Annotated in this window: 17 protein-coding genes; 8 read left to right on the top strand and 9 right to left on the bottom strand. The window is 35.7% G+C overall.

Going from position 1 to position 19,186, the window contains the following annotated elements; translation table 11 throughout:
- Positions 1–4: 4 nt before the first annotated feature.
- Together M900_RS10340 and M900_RS10335 are read left to right on the top strand one after the other, a co-directional pair.
- The gene (locus tag M900_RS10340; protein ID WP_034732399.1) at positions 5–3,100 is read left to right on the top strand and encodes a hypothetical protein; all 3,096 of its coding nucleotides are present in this window, start codon (positions 5–7) and stop codon (positions 3,098–3,100) included.
- Positions 3,100–5,856 carry a S8 family serine peptidase gene (locus M900_RS10335; RefSeq protein ID WP_021274826.1) on the top strand — a complete coding sequence of 919 codons (2,757 nt, stop codon included), beginning with the start codon at positions 3,100–3,102 and terminating at the stop codon, positions 5,854–5,856. Before M900_RS10340 ends, M900_RS10335 begins: the two co-directional genes overlap by 1 nt.
- 4 nt (positions 5,857–5,860) lie before the next feature.
- On the opposite strand, the gene M900_RS10330 is transcribed toward M900_RS10335, so the two are convergent.
- Positions 5,861–6,676: a TIGR02147 family protein gene (locus M900_RS10330; protein WP_021274841.1), complete on the bottom strand. Its 816-nt coding sequence runs from the start codon at positions 6,674–6,676 to the stop codon at positions 5,861–5,863.
- A gap of 140 nt (positions 6,677–6,816) precedes the next feature.
- On the opposite strand from M900_RS10330, the gene M900_RS10325 reads away from it, so the two are divergent.
- Positions 6,817–7,197 (top strand): hypothetical protein, encoded by a 381-nt coding sequence (locus tag M900_RS10325; protein ID WP_021274814.1) that lies wholly within the window; start codon positions 6,817–6,819, stop codon positions 7,195–7,197.
- Here the strand turns inward: M900_RS10325 and M900_RS10320 are convergent.
- The 4 genes from M900_RS10320 to M900_RS10310 form a co-directional block, all read right to left on the bottom strand.
- Complete coding sequence (locus M900_RS10320) at positions 7,194–7,739, bottom strand: hypothetical protein (protein WP_021274851.1); 546 nt, start codon at positions 7,737–7,739, stop codon at positions 7,194–7,196. The two genes, M900_RS10325 and M900_RS10320, sit on opposite strands and share 4 nt — an antisense overlap.
- Positions 7,739–8,491, bottom strand: a complete 753-nt coding sequence (locus M900_RS10315) for a slipin family protein (RefSeq protein ID WP_021274850.1) — start codon at positions 8,489–8,491, stop codon at positions 7,739–7,741. The genes M900_RS10320 and M900_RS10315 overlap by 1 nt, the downstream gene beginning before the upstream one ends.
- A gap of 160 nt (positions 8,492–8,651) precedes the next feature.
- Positions 8,652–8,786: a hypothetical protein gene (locus M900_RS17970; RefSeq protein WP_021274847.1), complete on the bottom strand. Its 135-nt coding sequence runs from the start codon at positions 8,784–8,786 to the stop codon at positions 8,652–8,654.
- A complete protein-coding gene (locus tag M900_RS10310) occupies positions 8,779–10,110 on the bottom strand; it encodes a nodulation protein NfeD (RefSeq protein WP_021274810.1) in 1,332 nt (443 codons plus the stop codon). Before M900_RS10310 ends, M900_RS17970 begins: the two co-directional genes overlap by 8 nt.
- Before the next feature lie 32 nt (positions 10,111–10,142).
- Here M900_RS10310 and M900_RS10305 point away from each other — a divergent pair, with 32 nt between their 5' ends.
- Together M900_RS10305 and M900_RS10300 are read left to right on the top strand one after the other, a co-directional pair.
- On the top strand, positions 10,143–11,450 hold the full coding sequence (locus M900_RS10305; RefSeq protein WP_021274813.1) for an amidohydrolase family protein: 1,308 nt from the start codon (positions 10,143–10,145) through the stop codon (positions 11,448–11,450).
- Positions 11,451–11,863: 413 nt separating this feature from the next.
- On the top strand, positions 11,864–12,178 hold the full coding sequence (locus M900_RS10300; RefSeq protein ID WP_021274806.1) for a helix-turn-helix domain-containing protein: 315 nt from the start codon (positions 11,864–11,866) through the stop codon (positions 12,176–12,178).
- 52 nt (positions 12,179–12,230) lie between these two features.
- On the opposite strand, the gene M900_RS10295 is transcribed toward M900_RS10300, so the two are convergent.
- Positions 12,231–12,839, bottom strand: a complete 609-nt coding sequence (locus tag M900_RS10295; RefSeq protein ID WP_021274827.1) for a hypothetical protein — start codon at positions 12,837–12,839, stop codon at positions 12,231–12,233.
- Positions 12,840–12,989: 150 nt separating this feature from the next.
- Between M900_RS10295 and M900_RS10290 the strand changes: the two genes are divergently transcribed.
- The gene (locus M900_RS10290; protein ID WP_021274831.1) at positions 12,990–13,976 is read left to right on the top strand and encodes a malate dehydrogenase; all 987 of its coding nucleotides are present in this window, start codon (positions 12,990–12,992) and stop codon (positions 13,974–13,976) included.
- Between the two features lie 32 nt (positions 13,977–14,008).
- Here M900_RS10290 and M900_RS10285 read toward each other — a convergent pair whose 3' ends face one another.
- Positions 14,009–14,443 (bottom strand): Crp/Fnr family transcriptional regulator, encoded by a 435-nt coding sequence (locus M900_RS10285; RefSeq protein ID WP_021274853.1) that lies wholly within the window; start codon positions 14,441–14,443, stop codon positions 14,009–14,011.
- Positions 14,440–15,576: a hypothetical protein gene (locus tag M900_RS10280; RefSeq protein ID WP_021274845.1), complete on the bottom strand. Its 1,137-nt coding sequence runs from the start codon at positions 15,574–15,576 to the stop codon at positions 14,440–14,442. Before M900_RS10280 ends, M900_RS10285 begins: the two co-directional genes overlap by 4 nt.
- Before the next feature lie 71 nt (positions 15,577–15,647).
- On the opposite strand from M900_RS10280, the gene M900_RS10275 reads away from it, so the two are divergent.
- Positions 15,648–16,844 carry a U32 family peptidase gene (locus M900_RS10275; RefSeq protein ID WP_021274818.1) on the top strand — a complete coding sequence of 399 codons (1,197 nt, stop codon included), beginning with the start codon at positions 15,648–15,650 and terminating at the stop codon, positions 16,842–16,844.
- Positions 16,841–18,025, top strand: coding sequence for a U32 family peptidase (locus tag M900_RS10270; protein ID WP_021274809.1), 1,185 nt, complete (start codon positions 16,841–16,843; stop codon positions 18,023–18,025). The genes M900_RS10275 and M900_RS10270 overlap by 4 nt, the downstream gene beginning before the upstream one ends.
- Here the strand turns inward: M900_RS10270 and M900_RS10265 are convergent.
- Positions 18,007–19,167: an RNA methylase PF01170 family gene (locus M900_RS10265; RefSeq protein WP_021274821.1), complete on the bottom strand. Its 1,161-nt coding sequence runs from the start codon at positions 19,165–19,167 to the stop codon at positions 18,007–18,009. The genes M900_RS10270 and M900_RS10265 overlap by 19 nt on opposite strands.
- Positions 19,168–19,186 lie beyond the last annotated feature (19 nt).

Raw genomic sequence — 19,186 nt, 5'->3', positions numbered from 1 at the left:
TAAGATGAAGTTACTCGCTACACTCACATTATTGTTATCTATTTTATCGACCAGCAATGTTGTTGCCTCCATGACAGCAGTTGCCGTTGATAACTCTGGTCTCCCTGCTAATGACCTTGTTCACAATAAGTATGGTGTGCTTGATCCTGAAATGGCATTTGATCTTTATCAAAATGAAGGAGTTGATCTTTCTAAGCTTAATCCTGTCGCAAATGATCTATGGGATGGAAAAGATCACTTTGATGAGTTTTATATTGATAGAGAAATATCAGTTAATACAAATGATGAACTTAAATATAACGGAAAAATTAATAGTTTTTCTGGAATGTTCAGATTTAATGCTACAAATGAAGATGGGAAGCGTATTCAAGTACACCTTTCAAAAAACATTCACACTGTTCTTCTTAGAAAGAACCTCCTTCGTAAGCTTGGCTACATCGTTCCTCGAATGAAGTATATACCAAAGCTAAAAGTGCAATTTAAAAATGCAAAAGAAAAAAACGATTTTAAAGATATCGATCTTGTTTTCGACCTAGGGCTTGCGCCAGGAAGATGGATTGTTAGTGAAGGTGATGACTTCCTTGTTCTTCAGGACGTTGTGGTAAAAGAGCCTTCTGAAACTGATGGGCTTGATATCGCTCTTACAATGATCCCTGAAAAGTTAACATCTCGTGCTCTACGTGGAGCACTGCTAGCTTACACTTTAGTTGACCTTGATGAGAGTATTAACAAGTTTCCGTATCAAGCAATTGCAAAGCAAGAGTCAAACTTTATTCTAACTCACGATACAGAAGCAGAATTCAATGCAACTCTTGATGATATTAAATGGCTAGGGGAGAAAATTTCAAAGCTTACACGTTTTGATTTTGAAGAAATCGTCGAAGCTTCTGCTTTCCCATATGTTGTTTCCAAGCTACTTGTGGAAAGATTAATTGCGAGAAGAAATAGTATTGTTGATATTTTAAAACTAGATGCTCCTGAGATGAAATACACGAAGAAGTTAAATCTTCAAGGCGTTGAAGATGGATTCTTACACACAGAAGTTTTTCCAGGTTATGCTACTCGCTTTAGCTCAGGAGTTCAAAAAGGACCTCTCGATGATATTTGGAGATATGGACTTTCTGAACTTCAATCAACTGTAATCTCTTCGGCCGTCGATATGTTAAATGATGAGCTACGTGTTTTTAGTAATGGTGAGGCACGCTATAAGTGGTTACTTAAAGATTTTGAAGAAAATAAAGAATATGCAATTAAATACTTTACTGAGCATGGAGAATTTCCAGCGCTTCCTATGAGTTCATGGAATACGCCTGTGCTAAATGGTAATTTGATTTTAGGTCGAGACATTGTTATTGGTGGAGCCCTTGGTACAGACAACTTTGTTCAGCTAGCCGATACTGCGGGACTTTCTGTCTCGATTGGTTGGTTCTTTGGACTTGAAAGGGTTATTAATCAGGTTATCAGTGGAAGCGTGTTTCCTAATATGGGAGTACTACTAAGCTATTCACATGTTAAGCCAATCTCTTCAATGAAGCAGGCCTTGTCGGAACCATATAAGAATATTCTTGTTAATTGGCTGACTCGTCGATTGAGAAAGAACTTTGAATCTGTTGGGAAAACTGATTCAATGACGAGTGAAGATCGTTACAGTGAAATTTCTAAAATTTATGAAAAAATATCGAAAGAATTGGGGATCGGAGAATCTTTAATTATCTCTGAAAACTTTGTTCCCGATGTTTCTCTATCTTTAAAAGGACCACTCATTGATGGAAGTTCAATTACAGGAACTGTTGGTTCTAGATTTAAAGTACTTAAGAGAATACAAGTTTATAGAAAATCAAAGTTTGAGTTCCAAGTATATTTCGATGATGGAAATATCAAAGAGCTTTATATGCGTGGTGGGCTTAATTATCTAATCCCTATCTTGTCTGGAGAGTCTAAGAAGGCCTTTGGAACAATGAATATGAATTACTATAGCTTTAACTTTGATCCAAATCTTAATGATAACCCTGACTTCTATAAGAACGTAGCGAAATTTGTGTCTATTCTTGAAAATAGAGACACTGAGGCAGTAGCTGATTTTCCTGTGAAAGTTACGAGTAAAATTAACGATGGTTCAACAAAGTTTAGTTTTCTTTTCTATGTAAGCAAATGGGCAAAGAAATTGACTGATATGCTTGTTAAGTTCAAAGGAGCAGAGGATACACGCTTTGTATCTTCGACATATGGAAATAAATCAGGATTTAATTATGTTAACTTCTTTAAAGATGTAGCTAATTATTATCTTCAAATGTATTCAAACTTTTTTAGCTTTGATGTTGATCCACATAGAAATCTTGGACGTAACCTCTACGGAACAGCTTATACTACAGATGTTCGATTTGAAGCTAAATTAAAAGATGTTAAGAAAGATGGAGATGTCGATAATTTCTCAACAATGTATGCGACTTATCTAGATAAGACCGAAGGTGGGTCAATTTCTCAAAAAAGACTTTGGAAAAAGATGAAGAAAGTAAATGAGAAATTCCAAAGAGAGATATTTACAGGGGAGCACTCTAATGATGCGGGTGATCTTTCACTTTATAAAATTGAATCCAAGCTTCACTTCTTTGATAAGGCCGTGAAGAAAATGTTATTTGCTTCGAGCGAGGATATCAAAAAACTTGAGAAAGCAGCTCAGAAGCATGTAAGTGCAAGATGCTACCATAATAATGAGCATGGAGGTTCGAAAACAATCGCTGAAGAGTTACGTTGTGGAGATTATGATCATATTGAAAGATTTGCACGTGGTTGTTTAAACAAGTTTTATGATGACGAAATAAAAGATGGACAAAAATGTATTGCCCGCCTTGTTTATTACTACGCTCACTATGTGAATATTGACGACCTGATTGATTTTGTAGGAATTGATAATATTTACCTTGAATCTAGTGTGAATGGATTTAGAAAAAATCATGAGTATATTTATAAACCAATTGCAGGTAACTCTTTTGGGCGAAGAAATAGTAAGTATAAAACTGGACCATTTGATGCTATTAAGAAGTTTCTTGGTGTCCTAGGTGGTGAACTCGATGGGAATTGGTTCAGGGAGAGACTGTAATGAAAATTAATATCCTAATCACATCACTACTTACACTATCTACATTAGCAACAACAGAGCTCGACTCGAGACAGTGGTCTGTTAAAAATGATGGTCAAAAGTATACGCGTCGAGTTGGTGAGTATAATAGAGAAGTTGTTCATGCGACACCAGGGATTGATATTAATGCTGCAAAAAATATTTCTAAACTTGAAAAAGAAGGAAAGTCTATCGTTGTTGCAGTAATTGACTCTGGGCTTGATATTGAGCATGAAGATATTAAAGCAAGTCTGTGGGAAAATCCTGTTTGCAAAAATATTGTTGGTGAAGACCGTTTCAAGTACCCGTGTCATGGGATAAATATTCTCACAAATACATCTGACCTTTCTGATAAGTTAGGTCACGGTACATTCATTGCAGGACAGATCGCTGCGACTAATAATGAGCTTGGTATTACTGGAGCGGCCCACTCAAAAATCAAAATCATGGGAATAAAGGCACTTGATGATAAGTTCTCAGGTTTTACGAGTGATGGAAAATTAACTTCAGAGCTCATCGCTAACGGAGTTATCTTTGCTACTAAAAATGGTGCAAGTGTAGTTAACCTTAGTATGGGATTTCCTAAAATTGTAATCACTCCAAAAGTAAAAGCTGCATTTGATTATGCAATGGATAATGGTGTGGTGATTGTTGCAGCGGCAGGAAATAATAATAAAAATAAGCCAGTTTTTCCATGTAACTATTCAAGAGTTATTTGTGTCGGAGGAATAGACGGTAATGGCGACAAAGTTGTAAGTTCAAACTTTGGTCAAAAAGTTGATATTTATGCTCCGGGAGAGAATATTATATCAACAATACCAACTGGCATGGAGTCAGAAATCCTTCGTATTAATAAGTATGATGTTAAAACAGGGACGTCTTATGCTGCTCCATATGTTGCTGCTCTAGCAGGAATGTTGAAATCTCAAGACCCGAGTCTTTCTGTCGCAAAAGTACGAGAGATCATTTTAAATAGTGCAAGAAGTGTGAATGGTCTTCGACTGATTGATTATGATGCTGCCCTTGCTCGTAAGTACAATAACTTTCTCGATGTTAACTTGAAGAATGTTGATGAAGTAACGGTAGATGGCACAAGCTTTTCTTTTAAATTTGACTTTGCTTCACTTCTTCCTATTGCTGAAGAAAATCTAGCTTTAACTTACAATACATCTGAGATCAAAGAACTTTCAATTTCTGTTGTTGAAAATGAAATGATTATAAAAGGTCATGTAAGAGATCTTAATATCAACTCGAATCAAAGCTTATCTGTCGCTGTGAGTGCCGATACCAAGATACAAAATATTGATATCGAAATTGATCTTAACATCAATGCTAGCAAGCAAGAAAAGAAGCTTATCACAAAAATCCCCGCTAAGGCGATCTTGACAATCAATCCGGCCGTGAAGAGAAGCTCACTTCAGCGTGTTCTTATTAGAAATTCTAATAAAGTAGCTCAAGATATGTTCTTCGTAGACGGAGGCAATAAGAAACGTATTTATCTTCTTAAAGAAGAGAGTAGAACAATGGATCCTATTCTTTTAAATCTTGAAGAAGACTCAGCCATTTCCGCAATCATGAAATATGATGCAAATTTTGACGGAAAGGATGATTATTTTGTTTACGGTGCGACTGCTGATAAGAAATCATACTTCTTTGCATTTTTTGATGAAGATGGAAAACCACTATTTGAAAAGAATTACTGGAAGTTTAAGGCCAGTCGTTTTGAAGGGCTATCATTTACAAGAGGCTTTGAGAATTTTTCTTACTTAAAGCTTAAAACAGAGTTTGGTATAGTAAAGCTTCCAGTTTTTGAAAGAAATTGGTCAATGCCATTTGAAGATAATGGACTTGATCCGATCGATAGACAGGCGAATTCTATTGAAAAAAGAGCATACTTCTTACTTCCTGAAACAAATGAAGAAGGAGGAGTTGATCTTAAAATTAGAACTCTGAATTCGGATAAGAATATGAGAAGTCTCATCGCTCGTCTTGATATTGAAGAGTTTGAAGAGATTAATATGTCTGAGGTTGTTCTTCAGTCAGAGTCTGAACTTGTCAAAGGTGCAGTAAATGTAGTTGTAAATTATGGGGTTGGTTATAATAAGAAAACAGCTCTTGTTAAATTCTACGATGCAGAGACATTCTCTATTATTAAAAAATCAACCACTAATACTTTTGGAAATGACTTCATGAGACCGAAGTCTTTTGAAAATATTTTTTCAGACGATATTAATTTCTCAACAGTCTTTTCTCGTAACTTTATCAGATTTGGCAATCTTGATGGGAAGAAGTTGAAGTTTGACTCAGGCTCATGGTCAGACCTTCTTATTTCTACGATTGATATCATTGATGGTAAGGAGAAGGGGATGACTTACTTTCTAGAAAGTCGCTATAATGTATTTGCCATCCAAGTCGATTCAGATGGAATAATGACACAGTCGAAGCTTCCTGTGGATCGTGAATCGGGTTACCCTGGGTTTGCATTCTCTCAAAGCTTCCAGTCTGTTTTGCTTAGTGATGGAAGCGCAGGCGTTTTCACTGATACAAAGTCAATCTATGGTGATACGGTAGGAGTTTTAAAGTTTGTTGATGGTAAATTAATTAAGCCACTCCAATCTAATTACACTATCCCAGCTGACTGCGTATCTCTTGGGGTTACTGAAGTTTCTGGTAAGGCATTCTTGCAAATGCACTGTGGAAATGCGCAAAACTCTTGGATCTCTCGCGTAGAGCTCTAGTCACTTATTTTGAAAATGGAGTGAGGTGAAGTGATGTTAGATAAATGTCACTTTCCTCGCTTGAAATATCTCTTTGATCAAATTCCTCAATAAAACTTTGTAGAAATTCTTGGATACGTTCTTTTGCTTTTTGGACGTCATCTTTTTTTATGACGACCATTCGATACTCTAAAGCACGCTTTTTAAAATCAATATCGTATGCATTATCAACCATTCTTAGAAATTCTTTGTGAAGGTATTGAAAGTATCGCGTATCAAGATTCAGTGGACGGTATGATTCATTTACAAGATACTTATCATCACTTTTGATAAGCATTTTCTCTTCTTTCATTTCATTGAGAATATCGGCCAGCTCTTCAGGTTGAACTTCAAAGCGAGATTTCTGTCTCAGCCAATCATCATTCGGGTTAAAGTCATTCCACTTAACTGCTTCACGAATAAAGCCCATTTGCCATTTAAATTGTAGAGGTCTGTGTGAGTCCTCTATTTTTTCCTCAAGCTTGTGGTTATCAACCATATAGACTAGAAGGTTAGAGTCATTCTTGGCCTGCTTTTGAAACTTAACTAGGCTAGAGAAATACTGTGCCTGTTCTTTATCAAGTTTTAAGTTTTTGATCAGTAGGCTTTGAATATTTTTTCCCGCATCTCTTTGTCCTTTTAGAACCATTGTCAGTCCCGATATGCTAGATAGGCCGATATCCTTTGCCCAGGCACCATAAGTAAAATTCTTATCCTGTGCCTTATTGAGTTCAAAAATATCGTTTAAAAACTTACGATAATCTTTGTAGTCAAAAATATTTGGAACTTTTAATTTCTTCACGACAATATTTTCGGTATATACACCTAAAATTATTAGAATTTTTCACATATTTTGTGAATGTAAAAAGGTAATAGTTGGATCTAAATAATTGATGAAATTGCTCTGTTTTGGCATAAGTGTATTTCAGATTAGGAGAATTTATGATTTTTAAGAATTTTATTTTAGCTGCACTTTTCGTATCACAAAGTTTATCAATGGCGAGTACTGGCTGGTCCGGTAGAGAAACTGAGCTAGATGTTATTGTTCAAAATAAAATTATTGAAATGTATAATGACAAATGTGGTCTACAAGGTATGAAAGCTTTTGTATTAAACCCAATAGTATCAGTAGAAAGAGTTGATACTGCTGTTGATTATCTTGGCTCTTCTGCTCCACAATTTAATGTAAGCCTTGGTGTATTTAGTAAATTTGAAAGAAACTTTATTAATCAGGAATTTACTGTTGAAGTATTTTATCTTCAATTGAGTCAGGAGTTTAAAGTTGTCTTGGCCGAAGATTCTAACTTTCAGTGTGTAAACTAAGATAATCTCACATAACTTTCTGGATGATGGAAATTCGGTCTGTCATCCATATGCTTAATCGCCCAATAACTTATCCCTTTGTCAGTACTAATAACAGCAGTTGTCGAAATTCTTAGCTCATTTGCCATCGTAAGTGATGCAGGGAGAAATTTTAGATCTATCTTTGCCATAAGAATGATACCATTCTCTGTTGTCTTTGATTCGATAATGATATCTTTTAATTGCGTCCATTCTTTTAGTTCATCACTTACAGAGTGAAAATGAAAACAATTCCAATCATGCGAAGGGGAAAAGTTAAATTCGATGTATTGGTTATCCAAATTCGACTTTAAGAAGCACTCAAAACATGTTTGATTCCATAGACCTATTGCCCTTGAAGGATTTATTTTTTGTTTTGGAAGAAATATCGCGGAAATATCACCAGCTACTTCAAAAGATAGAAGGAGTTTTTTGTTAGCAAGAGCAACCCTTGTTGTAATAGTGAAGGGATGCTCAGCTTCTTCAAATGGTTTTAATGTAAAATCTTTTTTTAGACTATCCATTACTTGTCGTTTTTTCCTGCTAATGTATTTAAAAAGTCAATCGGGAGTGGAAAGAATGTTGTTGATTTTCCTTCTCCTGTTGAGATTTCCTTCATTGTATCAAGGTATCTAAGGATAATTGCATTTTTATTTTCATCAAGAATTTTTGCGGCTTCTGAAAGTTTTTTTGAAGCCTCAAGTTCACCCTCAGCTGAAATAACTTTTGCTCTCTTATTTCTTTCTGCTTCAGCTTGCTTCGCCATGGCCCTTTGCATTTCTAGAGGTAGATCAATCGCCTTTACTTCAACAGCTGAAACTTTAATTCCCCATGGCTCAGTCTGCTCATCAAGTATAGTTTGTAGTTTAACATTAATCTGCTCTCTTAGAGAGAGAATTTCATCAAGCTCAAACTGGCCAATAACAGATCTCAATGTCGTTTGGGCAATTTGGCCCGTTGCCATAAGAAAATCTTCAACAGCTATTATTGATTTCTTTGGATCTTCAACTCTAAAGTAAACAACTCCATTTACTTTTAATGTAACGTTATCTTTTGAGATAATATCCTGTGATGGGATATCCATCGTTACAGTTCTAAGATCAACTTTCGTCATCTTTTCAAGGCCTGGGATGAGGATGATTAGTCCTGGGCCTCTGACGCCTGTTAAACGTCCTAGAAAGAAGATAACTCCTCTCTCGTACTCTTTTAATATTCTAACACTGTTAAGGGCAAGGATTGCTAAGAAAATAATGAAAGGTAAAAAACTAAATAACATAAATACTCCAGTGTTTTTATTTTACAAACTTTTGACATTTCCCTGACTTCTCGCAGGGATTTTTTCGCTATACTCATTAATGAGTTAGCGACCTTCGTCTCTCCCTCCTCAAACTTTGTCTGTCTCTGCTTAAAAAAAACAAAGTCCCGAGGGTCGTTAGCTAAATTTTAAATATTGAGAAAAGCCAATTCTTCATTTCTTTTCTAAGCCATTTTATCTCGTTGATGCCAACATTTTCGGCCATTGAAAGAGAAAAAATAATCGACATTAATTGAGAGTAAGTTCTTTTAGTCATTACTAGTTCCTTTTGTTTTTTCAACACTCACTGTGAGGTCTTCATTCTTACATAGGACTCTAACTTTGTCTCCACCATTTAAGCCAATTTTGGAACTGGCCTTCCATATTTCTCCCTTAATTTTTATTGAATAAAGTGTGTCTGAAAGATGCGAGATAACCACTCCTTCTTCGCCATCAATCTGATTGAATAGTTGCTTCCCAATATTCTTTTGACTCTTAAGAATGACATAGAGCACGAGTGAGATAAAGACCCCTATGGCCGAGACAACGGACATGATTATTCCAAGTGAAAGTGACAAATACGAATCATCAGTACGATAAAGAAATAGTGATCCAAAAATCAGACAAGCAAGCGCGGCAATGGTGAGGAGTCCAAAACTTGTAATATAAACTTCTAGAATAAGTAAGACTACAGCACAAAGGATGAGAGCTAGTGCCCCAGCGTTAAGTGGAAGAACCTGCATTCCGATGGCCGCGATAATAAGAGAAACCACTCCTACTGAACCACTGATATAACCTCCGGGGGCTTGAAACTCGATGTATAAAAGGGCTGCTCCTAAGAGAAAAAGAATATAGGCCAGAGAAGGATCACTTAAGATATTTAAAACTTTTTGTCCTAAATCCATATGAGCGTCAATTATCTTATAACTTCCAAGAACTTTAAGATTAACAGTCTGTGAATCAAGATGAATCTCTTTGCCTTGAAGATTTAAAATCACTTCATCGATACTATTAGCGATTCCATTGACTATTTTCAAATCGATGGCCTCATTAGCAGAATAACTTTGGGCCGTTGTGATCATATCCTCAAATGGCTTATAGTTTCTGAAATTCTTTTGTGCTTGAGCGCGAACAAGAGCTTTAATGTCATTCACGGCCTTTTGGCGCATATCTGATTTCTTGTCGAGATCACCTGTTGTACTAATTGGAGTTGCCGCACCAATATTTGTTCCTTCGGCCATATAAATTAAGTGGGCACTACTTGCAATAATCGCTCCTGCTGAAGTTGCACTCGCGCCACTTGGACCGATCCACACAATAATTGGTTTATTCGTTTTTGATAGAGTCGTGATAATTTCTTTTGTCGTAGATAATATTCCACCAGGAGTATTAATACTTAAAATAATGGCATCATATTCTTTTTGTTGAGTATTATACTGAATATAATTCAGCGTTGCTGGATTGATGCTAGAATCAATTTCAAGCCTTAAGAAATTATTGATGGAGTGTGTCTCATTTGCATAAGTAATGCTAAAAAGAATATAGATCCAAATTAAGATCGCCTTTAATATTGTTTGACCATAAAAATGATGGTATTTCATGGAGCTTCCTCGTTTTATTTATTGGAGATACTATGGCAAATTACAAAATTATATATTCAAATTTTATCAACCCAATTAGTGATAAGAAATGTAACTTACTTACAGATTATGCCATCATTTCTAAAGAAGGAAAACAAGGATATCAAATCGTTTTAATGTGCCCTAAGTCACAAGTTGCATCAAAGTTTAAAGTATCAAAAAATGATCATATTGTTGAGGTCGATCTTTCAACAAAAGTAATAACTCCTGGTTTCTATGATAACCATTTTCATTGGGTACAAGATGAAGTCCGCATGATGCCAAAAGAAAATTTACTACAGTGGCTTGAAAATCATACTTGGCCTTACGAAGCAAATTTCAAGAGCAAGGCATTTGCGACCAAGAAAGCTAAAAGCTTTACTAAAGAGTTGGCGCAAACTGGAACTATTGGTGGTGCATGCTATGGTTCAATCCATGCCCATAGCGTTGAGCAAGCATTTGAGCAATTTGAAGGTGACTTCATTATCGGTAACGTGCTTATGACTTTAAACTCACCGGATTACCTTTTACAAAACCCAAAAGATGCCATTGCTATCGTTAAAGATCTTGCAAAGAAGTATAAGAATCGCTACGTCATGACTCCTCGTTTTGCTATTACGACTGACCCAAAGACAATGGCCGAAGGTGCAAAGATCGCAAATAAGCATAAGAGCTTTATTCAAACTCACTTAAGTGAAACTGAGAATGAAATTGACTTTGTACTCTCTATTTATCGCTCTATAAAAGGTTTTGAAGACGTAAAAACTTACACCGAAATTTATGATAGATGTAATATTCTTGGACCAAAAACAATCATGGGCCATGGAATTTATCTTTCGAACCAAGAACTAAAAAGACTTGCTGAAACAGGAACTTCAATTGCTCACTGTCCAACTTCAAATGCTCCACACAAAGAGCTAGGACTTGGATCAGGGCTATTTGATTACAAAAAGGCCAATAAGTTTAAAGTTAATTGGTCACTAGCTTCTGATATTGGTGGAGGTCCATTTTTATCAATGCTTGATGTAATGAATTCATTTGTTGATCAAAACCTAAAGCGTGGTCACAAAGATGCCTCTTATTCTCAGGCCCTTTATCGTTCAACTCAGCGTGGAGCAGAGATATTAAAAATTGGGGATTCTTCTGGTAATTTTGGAGAAGGAAAGTTTTTAAACTTTGTTGTTATCGGTGATATGCCTAAGAAGACAGTATTAACAGCAGAAGAGCTTCTTAAAAAGCTAATAAAGAGAACTCAAAAGAATAGGTTTCAATTCGATAGTCAAATTCAGATGACAAGCTATCGTGGCAATATTCTTAATTAAGTAGAAATAATTGATGAGACACTTAATTCCTAAGTGTCTCTATTATCTATTTACGCAAATTTTAGTTAGGCTAGTTAAACAATGAGGTCGGTTCTTCAGTTACTCTGAAAAATATTCAATAGCTTTCATAGAGAATAATGCCAAAAATTATTTATAAATATCAATATTTCTTGATAATGACTAATAAAGTGTTAATATTAAATTAAGATTTGAAGTAAAATCTATTGATTTCTCGATAAAATTGATTATAATTAAAGCTAAGATTTAGAAAAGACGTGTAAGTGGTCGTAATTCTGATATTACAATAAAATGGGGTTAATGAAATTTAACCTTTTTTTATTTGAAAAAAATCCGAATCGTTTATATAGTCTATAAGTAAGTTAGTTATCTAGCTATTTTAAAAGGAGAAATATATGAGAAGTTTTGAAAACATTGCAAAGCTAATAAAGGACAAAAGAACGCAACATGTAAAAGGTTACTCTCAATCAGAGTTGTCACACCTTTTAGGTTATAAGAATGGTCAGTTCATTTCTAACGTTGAAAGAGCTCTTTGTAACATTCCTCTGAAAATGCTTAACAGAGTTGCAGAGATCCTAGACATTTCACACGATGACTTAAGAGATGCAATTCTTAAAGATCACGAGAATACATTAAATAATTATCTAACTAAAGGTAGTGGAGTAGTTGGAGCTACAACTGACACACAAGCTTCGCAAGTTCTTTCTTAATTAAAAATTATTTTTAATGATAAAAAAAAAGGTCGCATGATGCGGCCTTTTTTTATTCTGTTATACCTTTATATTTCTTATAGTCATCAATGCTTCCCATCGACTCCTCTGTATCATCAGAGTAGTCTTGAAACGCTCTTTTTTGACTTTCTAATAGGTGAGGGTCCTGGATTTGTTCGTCTGCCACTTCAATAGTAGTCTCAAGCGGGTCAATATTATGGTTTGATGAATATGTAAAATCCGGTTTGTAAGAGTTGAAGTGCTTTTCAAATGCTTCGAGGTCCTCTGGGCTCAGTCTTTCTTTGAAGGCCAGAAAAACTTTCTGCGACTCAATAAAATTATATTCAAGTTTTTCTAAGGCCGGACCTTGTACCTTATCAAAGTTCTCAAAATATTTTCTGCGCGCTTGAAGGTGTTGCTCAAGAAGGTTTAAATATTTTGTCGTTACAAAATCAAGACCACTTAGTTTAACAGGGTTTTGTTTACGACGATTATTAAATGGTCTTTTTTTACTTGAGTTTGAACTACCTGGATTATTACCATTACCATTTGCTTGAGCATTTGGATTTTTCGATTTGTTCTTATTGTAGTGGCGACGTCGGTTATTATTCTTCTTCCCTTGACCTGGTGCGCCCTGCTTATTGCTATTTGGATTATTCATTTAACTTCCCTAATGATTCTAAAAACAAATTTTAGATTTAATTCTCGAACCAGTCAAATTTTGCATAACATGGTGAGACTATTAATTTTTACACTCTGTGATACATTATAGCCATCTAATTATTTCACACAACATATAAAGGAGTCACGTATGACGGCTAAAAGAGTAAAGGTTGCAGTTACGGGTGCAGCTGGTCAAATTGGTTATGCAATTCTTTTTAGAATCGCTTCAGGGCAAATGTTTGGAACAGATACTGAAGTTGAGTTACAGCTTTTAGAACTACCTCAAGCACTTGGTGCTCTTGAAGGTGTAAAAATGGAACTTGAGGATTGTGCATTTCCACTATTAAAGAATATTGTTTGTACTGATAAAATGGAAGTTGCTTTCAAAGATGCTAACTGGGTTCTTGCAATTGGTGCAGTTCCGAGAAAAGATGGTATGGAGCGTGGAGATCTACTAAAAGTTAATGGTGGAATCTTTGGACCTCTAGGAAAAGCAATGGCCGCTCATGGTGCTTCAGACTGTAAACTATTCGTAGTTGGAAACCCATGTAATACAAACTGTCTAATCGCAATGGAGTCTTCAGGACTTCCAAAAGATAGATTCTTTGCAATGACAACTCTTGATGAGAACAGAGCAAAAACTCAATTAGCAATCAAAGCTGGGGCAGATGTTAAGACTGTAACAGATATGACGATTTGGGGTAATCACTCTGCAACTCAATACCCAGATTTTTACAATGCTAAAATCGGTGGTAAAAAAGCACACGAAGTTATCACTGACCACGAGTGGTTGAAAGGTGATTTCATCAAGACTGTACAACAAAGAGGTGCAGCGATTATTAAAGCAAGAGGAGCTTCTTCTGCTGCTTCAGCTGCAAACGCTTGTGTTCAAGGTGTATATAACCTAACTCACGATACTCCAGCAGGAGAGACATTCTCTATGTGTCTTTCTTCTACTGGTCAATACGGAGTTGACGCAGGTCTTATCTTTTCTTTCCCTTGTCGTGTTGAAAACGGAAAACTAATTGTAGTTGAAGGTCGTGAGCACAATGAATTTGGAACTGAAAAATTTAATGCAACTCTTGAAGAGTTAAGAATTGAAAGAGATACTGTAAAAGATCTTGGATTAATCTAATAATAAAATTGGCCAGGTTTACCTGGCCTTTTTTATTTCTTTGTTTCTGAAATTATTTTAAGAATATTTCGTTGTTGCTCGATTGATAATGGTTTGATTGATTCAACATTCTTTCTTTTTATACCCTGCTTGGAAATTAAGTGATCAATGTGACGGATTCTTTTTGTTAAGTTTCTCGCTAACTTGATTGTCCAGTCTGGCATAACATCTTCTTGTTGAGTTGTTGGAATTGAGAGAAGTTCTGCTTCATCAAGGGCCATGACATATGCACTTCTATTATTCTTATCAAAGTATGAAAGTTCACCAACAAATTCATCTGTTCCAATATATGCTATTGGCGTAACTTGTGTACCATCAATTACGAAGACAAGAAGACTGCCTTTTTCAACGAAGTAAAGTGTTTGATCATCATCTCCTGTTCTACAGATAATATCATTTTTCTTGAATCTTTTTTTTGCAATACTCATAACTCTAATAATCCTCTAAGTTTGATTGTAAGGCGATTAACAAGTTTTTCCCAGTAAATGAATTGTGGCTTCTCACTGTCGATAAAGAGTACATCTTTACCAAAATTGCTATTGATGATTTCATCAAACTTAATAATATCAACGTTTTTTTCCTGTGCGATTTTCTTTTGTATTGAGTTAATGATGACACTAGCTCGCGGTGGAGAACATTCGAGAGCCTTTGAAAGAGTTAATGTTTCTTTTGCTTCTTTAAACATTCCTAATTCAAACTCTGCCTTTCCTCTGAGATACTTTGTGCGAGCATTTCCGATCGCTGTTTTATCGAGAGCTACAATTTGTCTGTAAGCGTCTTTATATTTATTCTCATCCATTAGTACTTTGATTTCATTTTGTGAGATTGTTATTTCATCTAGAACTGAATTGTCGCAAGCCTTCTTAACTTCGGCCTGAAGATTCACTGGCGGAGTAATAATTAAGCTTATTGCCTTCTTCTCTTGGATTAAATCAATGAGGTCTCTTAAATAATCTTGGTAAATGAAATAAGTAGCTTCAGATACTCGTTGGTACCAAAGGTCTCCATGAAATTGAAATGGAATAATTTCCTTGTTTAGGATTTTTATTTCGTCCTTTTTGTAGATCAGTCTCGAAGTTGCTGGGGAGATAATCATTAGGGTATTAAGATAATCATCTTGGTATCGTTTAAAATTCATCCAAAAATTTGACAGTTTTGGAGGATAAATGTCCTCAGCAAACTCACTGGAACCACCCATGTAGATAACAATTGGAGGCAATGTCTTGAGCGCCTTTACTTTTTCGATCGTGCGATAGATGGCCTCATTTGCAGTTGCATAGTTATAAATAGATATTGGTTTCTTTAGCCCTTTTGATAATGATTCGATCATTCCTTCAATTTGGTCGTTGAAATCAATGGCAAAATTGTCTCCAATTATCAAAATATCGCTTAATTCAGCAACTTCATTTTCTAAGTATAAGTTATTTGGAATATTGAAGGGGACTGGCCGAATTCGTTCAGGAGTCGACTTGTATTTGTATATACCTGCGCCTGTAACAAGCACAATAATACTTATTAATCCATAAATGATGCATTTTGTTAAAACACGTAAAAACTTCATCTTATTACCTTGATACCCTTTATTCTACATGAAATTTCTGCTACATAGAAGATGGATAAAGGAGCCTATTTATGAATTATTGGACACCGGAGTTATTAGCACCGGCGGGAAGTTTAGATAAATTAAAAGTTGCCGTTAATTACGGTGCTAATGCTGTTTATTTAGGCGGACAAAAATTTGGCCTTCGTTCGGCAGCAGAGAACTTTACAGTCGAACAGATTAAAGAAGGTGTTGAGTATGCACATGGAAAGGGTGCACTCGTCTATGTTGTTCTAAATAGTTTCTTCCATGACAAAGACTTTGACGGTCTCCATGAATTTATTGTTTATCTCGATGAAGTTGGAGTTGATGCGGTTATTGTTTCTGACCCCGGAGTAATTGAGTATATTAGTCAAAATACAAAGCTTGAAATTCATCTTTCGACACAAGCATCTTGCCTCAACGTAGAAGCTGCAAAAATGTGGAAAAAACTTGGGGTGACAAGAATTGTTCTTGGCCGAGAAGTAACAATAAAAGACGCGGGCAAGATTAAAAAAGAAGCTGATATTGAGATTGAGATGTTTGTTCATGGTTCAATGTGTATGGCATTTTCTGGAAACTGTGTCATCTCAAATTATACACAAGGCCGTGATAGTAATCGTGGTGGTTGCGCTCATAGCTGTCGTTTCGAATATAAGCTTGAAGGCGCTGACATGGAAGCAAAAAATAGCTTTTTCATGAGCTCTAAAGACCTTGAGGGAATTCGTGTCCTTCAAGAATTTATCGATGCAGGTATTGATTCATTAAAAGTAGAAGGAAGAATGAAGTCTTATCTCTATGCTGGAACAATTTCTAAAGTATATAGTGAAGCCCTGGACTATTATCGTGAACATGGAAACTTCCTCAGCGACGATCTTGGTCGTTGGGAGGCCGAGCTTAATAAAGTTACTCACCGTGCATATACGGAAGCATCTCTGATAAACCCAGCAGGTGCTGATACTATCTATAGCGATAGGGAACATGAAATAAAAGAATACGCTGCAACTGGTGCTGTTCTTGAAGCAGTTGAAGGAAAATTTCTACTTGTTGAAGTAAAAAGTGCATTTAATGTTGGAGATCAGTTAGAAGTTCTTCCATTTAAGGGACCATCTGTTTCGTTTAATATTGATTTTATAAAGAACGTACTAGGAGAGAATATTGAGAGATCTAATCCTGGTTCCATTGTTAAAATTCCATTTGTTCCAGGAATTGATGGGAATAACCTTTTAAGAAGAAAGGTCATACAGTGAAATTAGTTTCGTATGTAAATAGTTTTGAAGATATTAAAATCCTAAAGGATGCTGGCTATAACGAAGCGATCCTTGCTCCAAGTCTACTTTCAAAAATTGGGACACTCAAAATTGATGAACTCAATTCTCTTGCTACAAAATTAAATGAAGAGGGAATTCGTCCTATTCTTGAATGGGATATCTTAATGACTGAGACTGACTTTAATATGGTAAAGTCACATATTGGTCGTATTGATTTTAAAAACTTTACAGCAATCAGAATACAAGACCCTGGAGCTGTTAGCTATGTTCAGGATAATTTTCCAACTATTGATATTCAACTTATTTTAGAAAGTGGTGCTTACCATAATTATCGCTCAATCGAAGTTTGGAAGAAGCTTCTAGGTGAGAGATTAAAGCGTGTTATTCTCTCTCTTGAACTTAATAAAGAAACAATCAAAGAGTATATTGAGAAGCTAGGACTTGAAATTGAATTTCTTGGTGTTGGTCGCATTCTTCTTTTTTATACGCCACGAAAGTTAGTAACTCCACTTTTTGAAGAAGAGAAGCGTGAGTATTATCAAGTAAACGAAATTCCTGTTGAAGTTAGTGCTTCAAGCGAGGAGTCTGCCCATAAGGGTTTTCCCGTGATTGAAAATGTCCATGGAACTTTTATGTTTAATACTAAAGATCATTTTATTCTTGAGTATATTGATGAGCTAAAAGATATTGGGCTGGATTTTTTAAGAATTGATATCCGTCACATTGAAGATAAGAGTATTTTAAAAGACGTAGCATCTTTGAACGACAAGTTTGATTCTGATTTCGTCCAAAAGGTCAAAGATAGCTATCCAGGAACAGTCATTCGTGGTTTTTTCCATGTTAACAAGAGTGATGTTCTCTTTAAAAAATTGAAGAATCAAAGAATTGTGAGACAAGATGATAACTTCGTTGGTGAAGTTATTGATGTAAATAAGAAAAACTATATTGCTCTGATTATCAAAGGTCGTGACGTGACTCTCAAGCTAGGAGATGAATTATCTCTTCTTACTCCTGATGGCAGAGAGAAAAAAGTTAAAATAAACTTTCTAAGAAATAGTCAGTTACTTGATATCGAAAGTGCTAAGTCTGGGGACATTGTTCTCATCCCTCATGTCTCAGCGATTTCTGTTAAAACAATGGTCTACAAGCTTTTAACGTAAGAGACTATCTTTGTTTCGAGACCACCATTTAAAACGGGTTTAAGCTCAGTTCTCTTGTAATTTGGGAGAACTGGAATTGGGTGCTCGATTGGGGTGATAATACAAATTATAATTGGACTCAGCTCTGTTGCTTTTTTCATAAACATTTCTAAGAACTCATCCATTTTCACATCTGTCTTTATTCGCTTATTATATGGAGGATTTGAAAGGATTACGAGATTATCTTGTCCTTTAAGTTCATCTAACTTCTTTTCAAAGAAGTTTCCGGTCAGAACCGAAAGGTTCTCAATATCATATTCTTGTGCGTTTTCCTTAAGAGTATTGGCCGCTTCTTCATCAATGTCATTGCTTAGAATTTTGATAAGGTCAAGATTCGCGGGGAGCATTTCTACGTTTTGTGAGAATTGATTCTTAAAGAAAAAAGGCATCTCTTGAAAGTTAAAATGCCTTGGATTTGTAAAGCTAAAATCATGAGCTTCAAAAAGAATCGTTCCACTGCCGGCCATTGGATCGAAGAGAGTGAGCGACGAAGCTCTGTCCTTACAAAGGTTTGTAATATTTTGAAACATTGCTGCCGCGATTGATTCTCTGATTGGGGCCTTGGTTGTTAAAAGCTTCTTTCCACGACGATCAAGACGCTCTCCAGTTAGATCAAGGCTTACTGTAACTTCATTTTCCTCATTTCTAATATAAACAGTTGGGCACTCCTGCCACTTTAGATCCTTATATTTGAGTTTGGGAGGACTGGCCTTGGTCTGATCATTAATGGCATCGATGAGCGTTTTTTTCACTTTTCTATCGTCAAATAACTTCGCATTAAAACTTGAAAACTTTAACTCTGGAAGAACCCAAGGGATGTAGTTTGCCCATTCGATTTTCAAAAGCTGTTTGTAAAGTTTAGGGAAATCCTTTGCTTTAAATGTCGAGAGTCTTATTAGAATGCGAGTCGGTATTTTTAATATTCGATGGAGAGTTTGAATATCTCTTATATTATTTGTCTTAATAGAAATCCCACCCTTGTGAATTTCAAGGGCATTCCAGTTTGAAGAGATATCCAGTGGAACTTTATTCTTAATTTCATCCATCGCTAGGCCTTCAAGTCCTGGGATGATGACAAGGAATAGTTGAGTGTAGTTTTCCATAAGTTCTAGTATAGCGTAT

Origin of the sequence: Bacteriovorax sp. Seq25_V (assembly GCF_000447795.1) — a bacterium.
Taxonomy (GTDB): Bacteria; Bdellovibrionota; Bacteriovoracia; order Bacteriovoracales; family Bacteriovoracaceae; genus Halobacteriovorax_A.
Note: the sequence above shows the minus strand (reverse complement) of the source record. Positions and strands in the feature narration are given on the sequence as shown.

What these genes read in the sequence shown, in the direction of transcription:
- M900_RS10295 (WP_021274827.1), bottom strand. Translation starts at nt 12,839, where the DNA reads ATGAATAATCCAAATAGCAATAAGCAGGGCGCACCAGGTCAAGGGAAG.
- M900_RS10290 (WP_021274831.1), top strand. Translation starts at nt 12,990, where the DNA reads ATGACGGCTAAAAGAGTAAAGGTTGCAGTTACGGGTGCAGCTGGTCAA.
- M900_RS17970 (WP_021274847.1), bottom strand. Translation starts at nt 8,786, where the DNA reads ATGACTAAAAGAACTTACTCTCAATTAATGTCGATTATTTTTTCTCTT.
- M900_RS10265 (WP_021274821.1), bottom strand. Translation starts at nt 19,167, where the DNA reads ATGGAAAACTACACTCAACTATTCCTTGTCATCATCCCAGGACTTGAA.
- M900_RS10335 (WP_021274826.1), top strand. Translation starts at nt 3,100, where the DNA reads ATGAAAATTAATATCCTAATCACATCACTACTTACACTATCTACATTA.
- M900_RS10280 (WP_021274845.1), bottom strand. Translation starts at nt 15,576, where the DNA reads ATGAAGTTTTTACGTGTTTTAACAAAATGCATCATTTATGGATTAATA.
- M900_RS10340 (WP_034732399.1), top strand. Translation starts at nt 5, where the DNA reads ATGAAGTTACTCGCTACACTCACATTATTGTTATCTATTTTATCGACC.
- M900_RS10275 (WP_021274818.1), top strand. Translation starts at nt 15,648, where the DNA reads ATGAATTATTGGACACCGGAGTTATTAGCACCGGCGGGAAGTTTAGAT.
- M900_RS10300 (WP_021274806.1), top strand. Translation starts at nt 11,864, where the DNA reads ATGAGAAGTTTTGAAAACATTGCAAAGCTAATAAAGGACAAAAGAACG.
- M900_RS10305 (WP_021274813.1), top strand. Translation starts at nt 10,143, where the DNA reads ATGGCAAATTACAAAATTATATATTCAAATTTTATCAACCCAATTAGT.
- M900_RS10285 (WP_021274853.1), bottom strand. Translation starts at nt 14,443, where the DNA reads ATGAGTATTGCAAAAAAAAGATTCAAGAAAAATGATATTATCTGTAGA.
- M900_RS10315 (WP_021274850.1), bottom strand. Translation starts at nt 8,491, where the DNA reads ATGTTATTTAGTTTTTTACCTTTCATTATTTTCTTAGCAATCCTTGCC.
- M900_RS10310 (WP_021274810.1), bottom strand. Translation starts at nt 10,110, where the DNA reads ATGAAATACCATCATTTTTATGGTCAAACAATATTAAAGGCGATCTTA.
- M900_RS10320 (WP_021274851.1), bottom strand. Translation starts at nt 7,739, where the DNA reads ATGGATAGTCTAAAAAAAGATTTTACATTAAAACCATTTGAAGAAGCT.
- M900_RS10325 (WP_021274814.1), top strand. Translation starts at nt 6,817, where the DNA reads ATGATTTTTAAGAATTTTATTTTAGCTGCACTTTTCGTATCACAAAGT.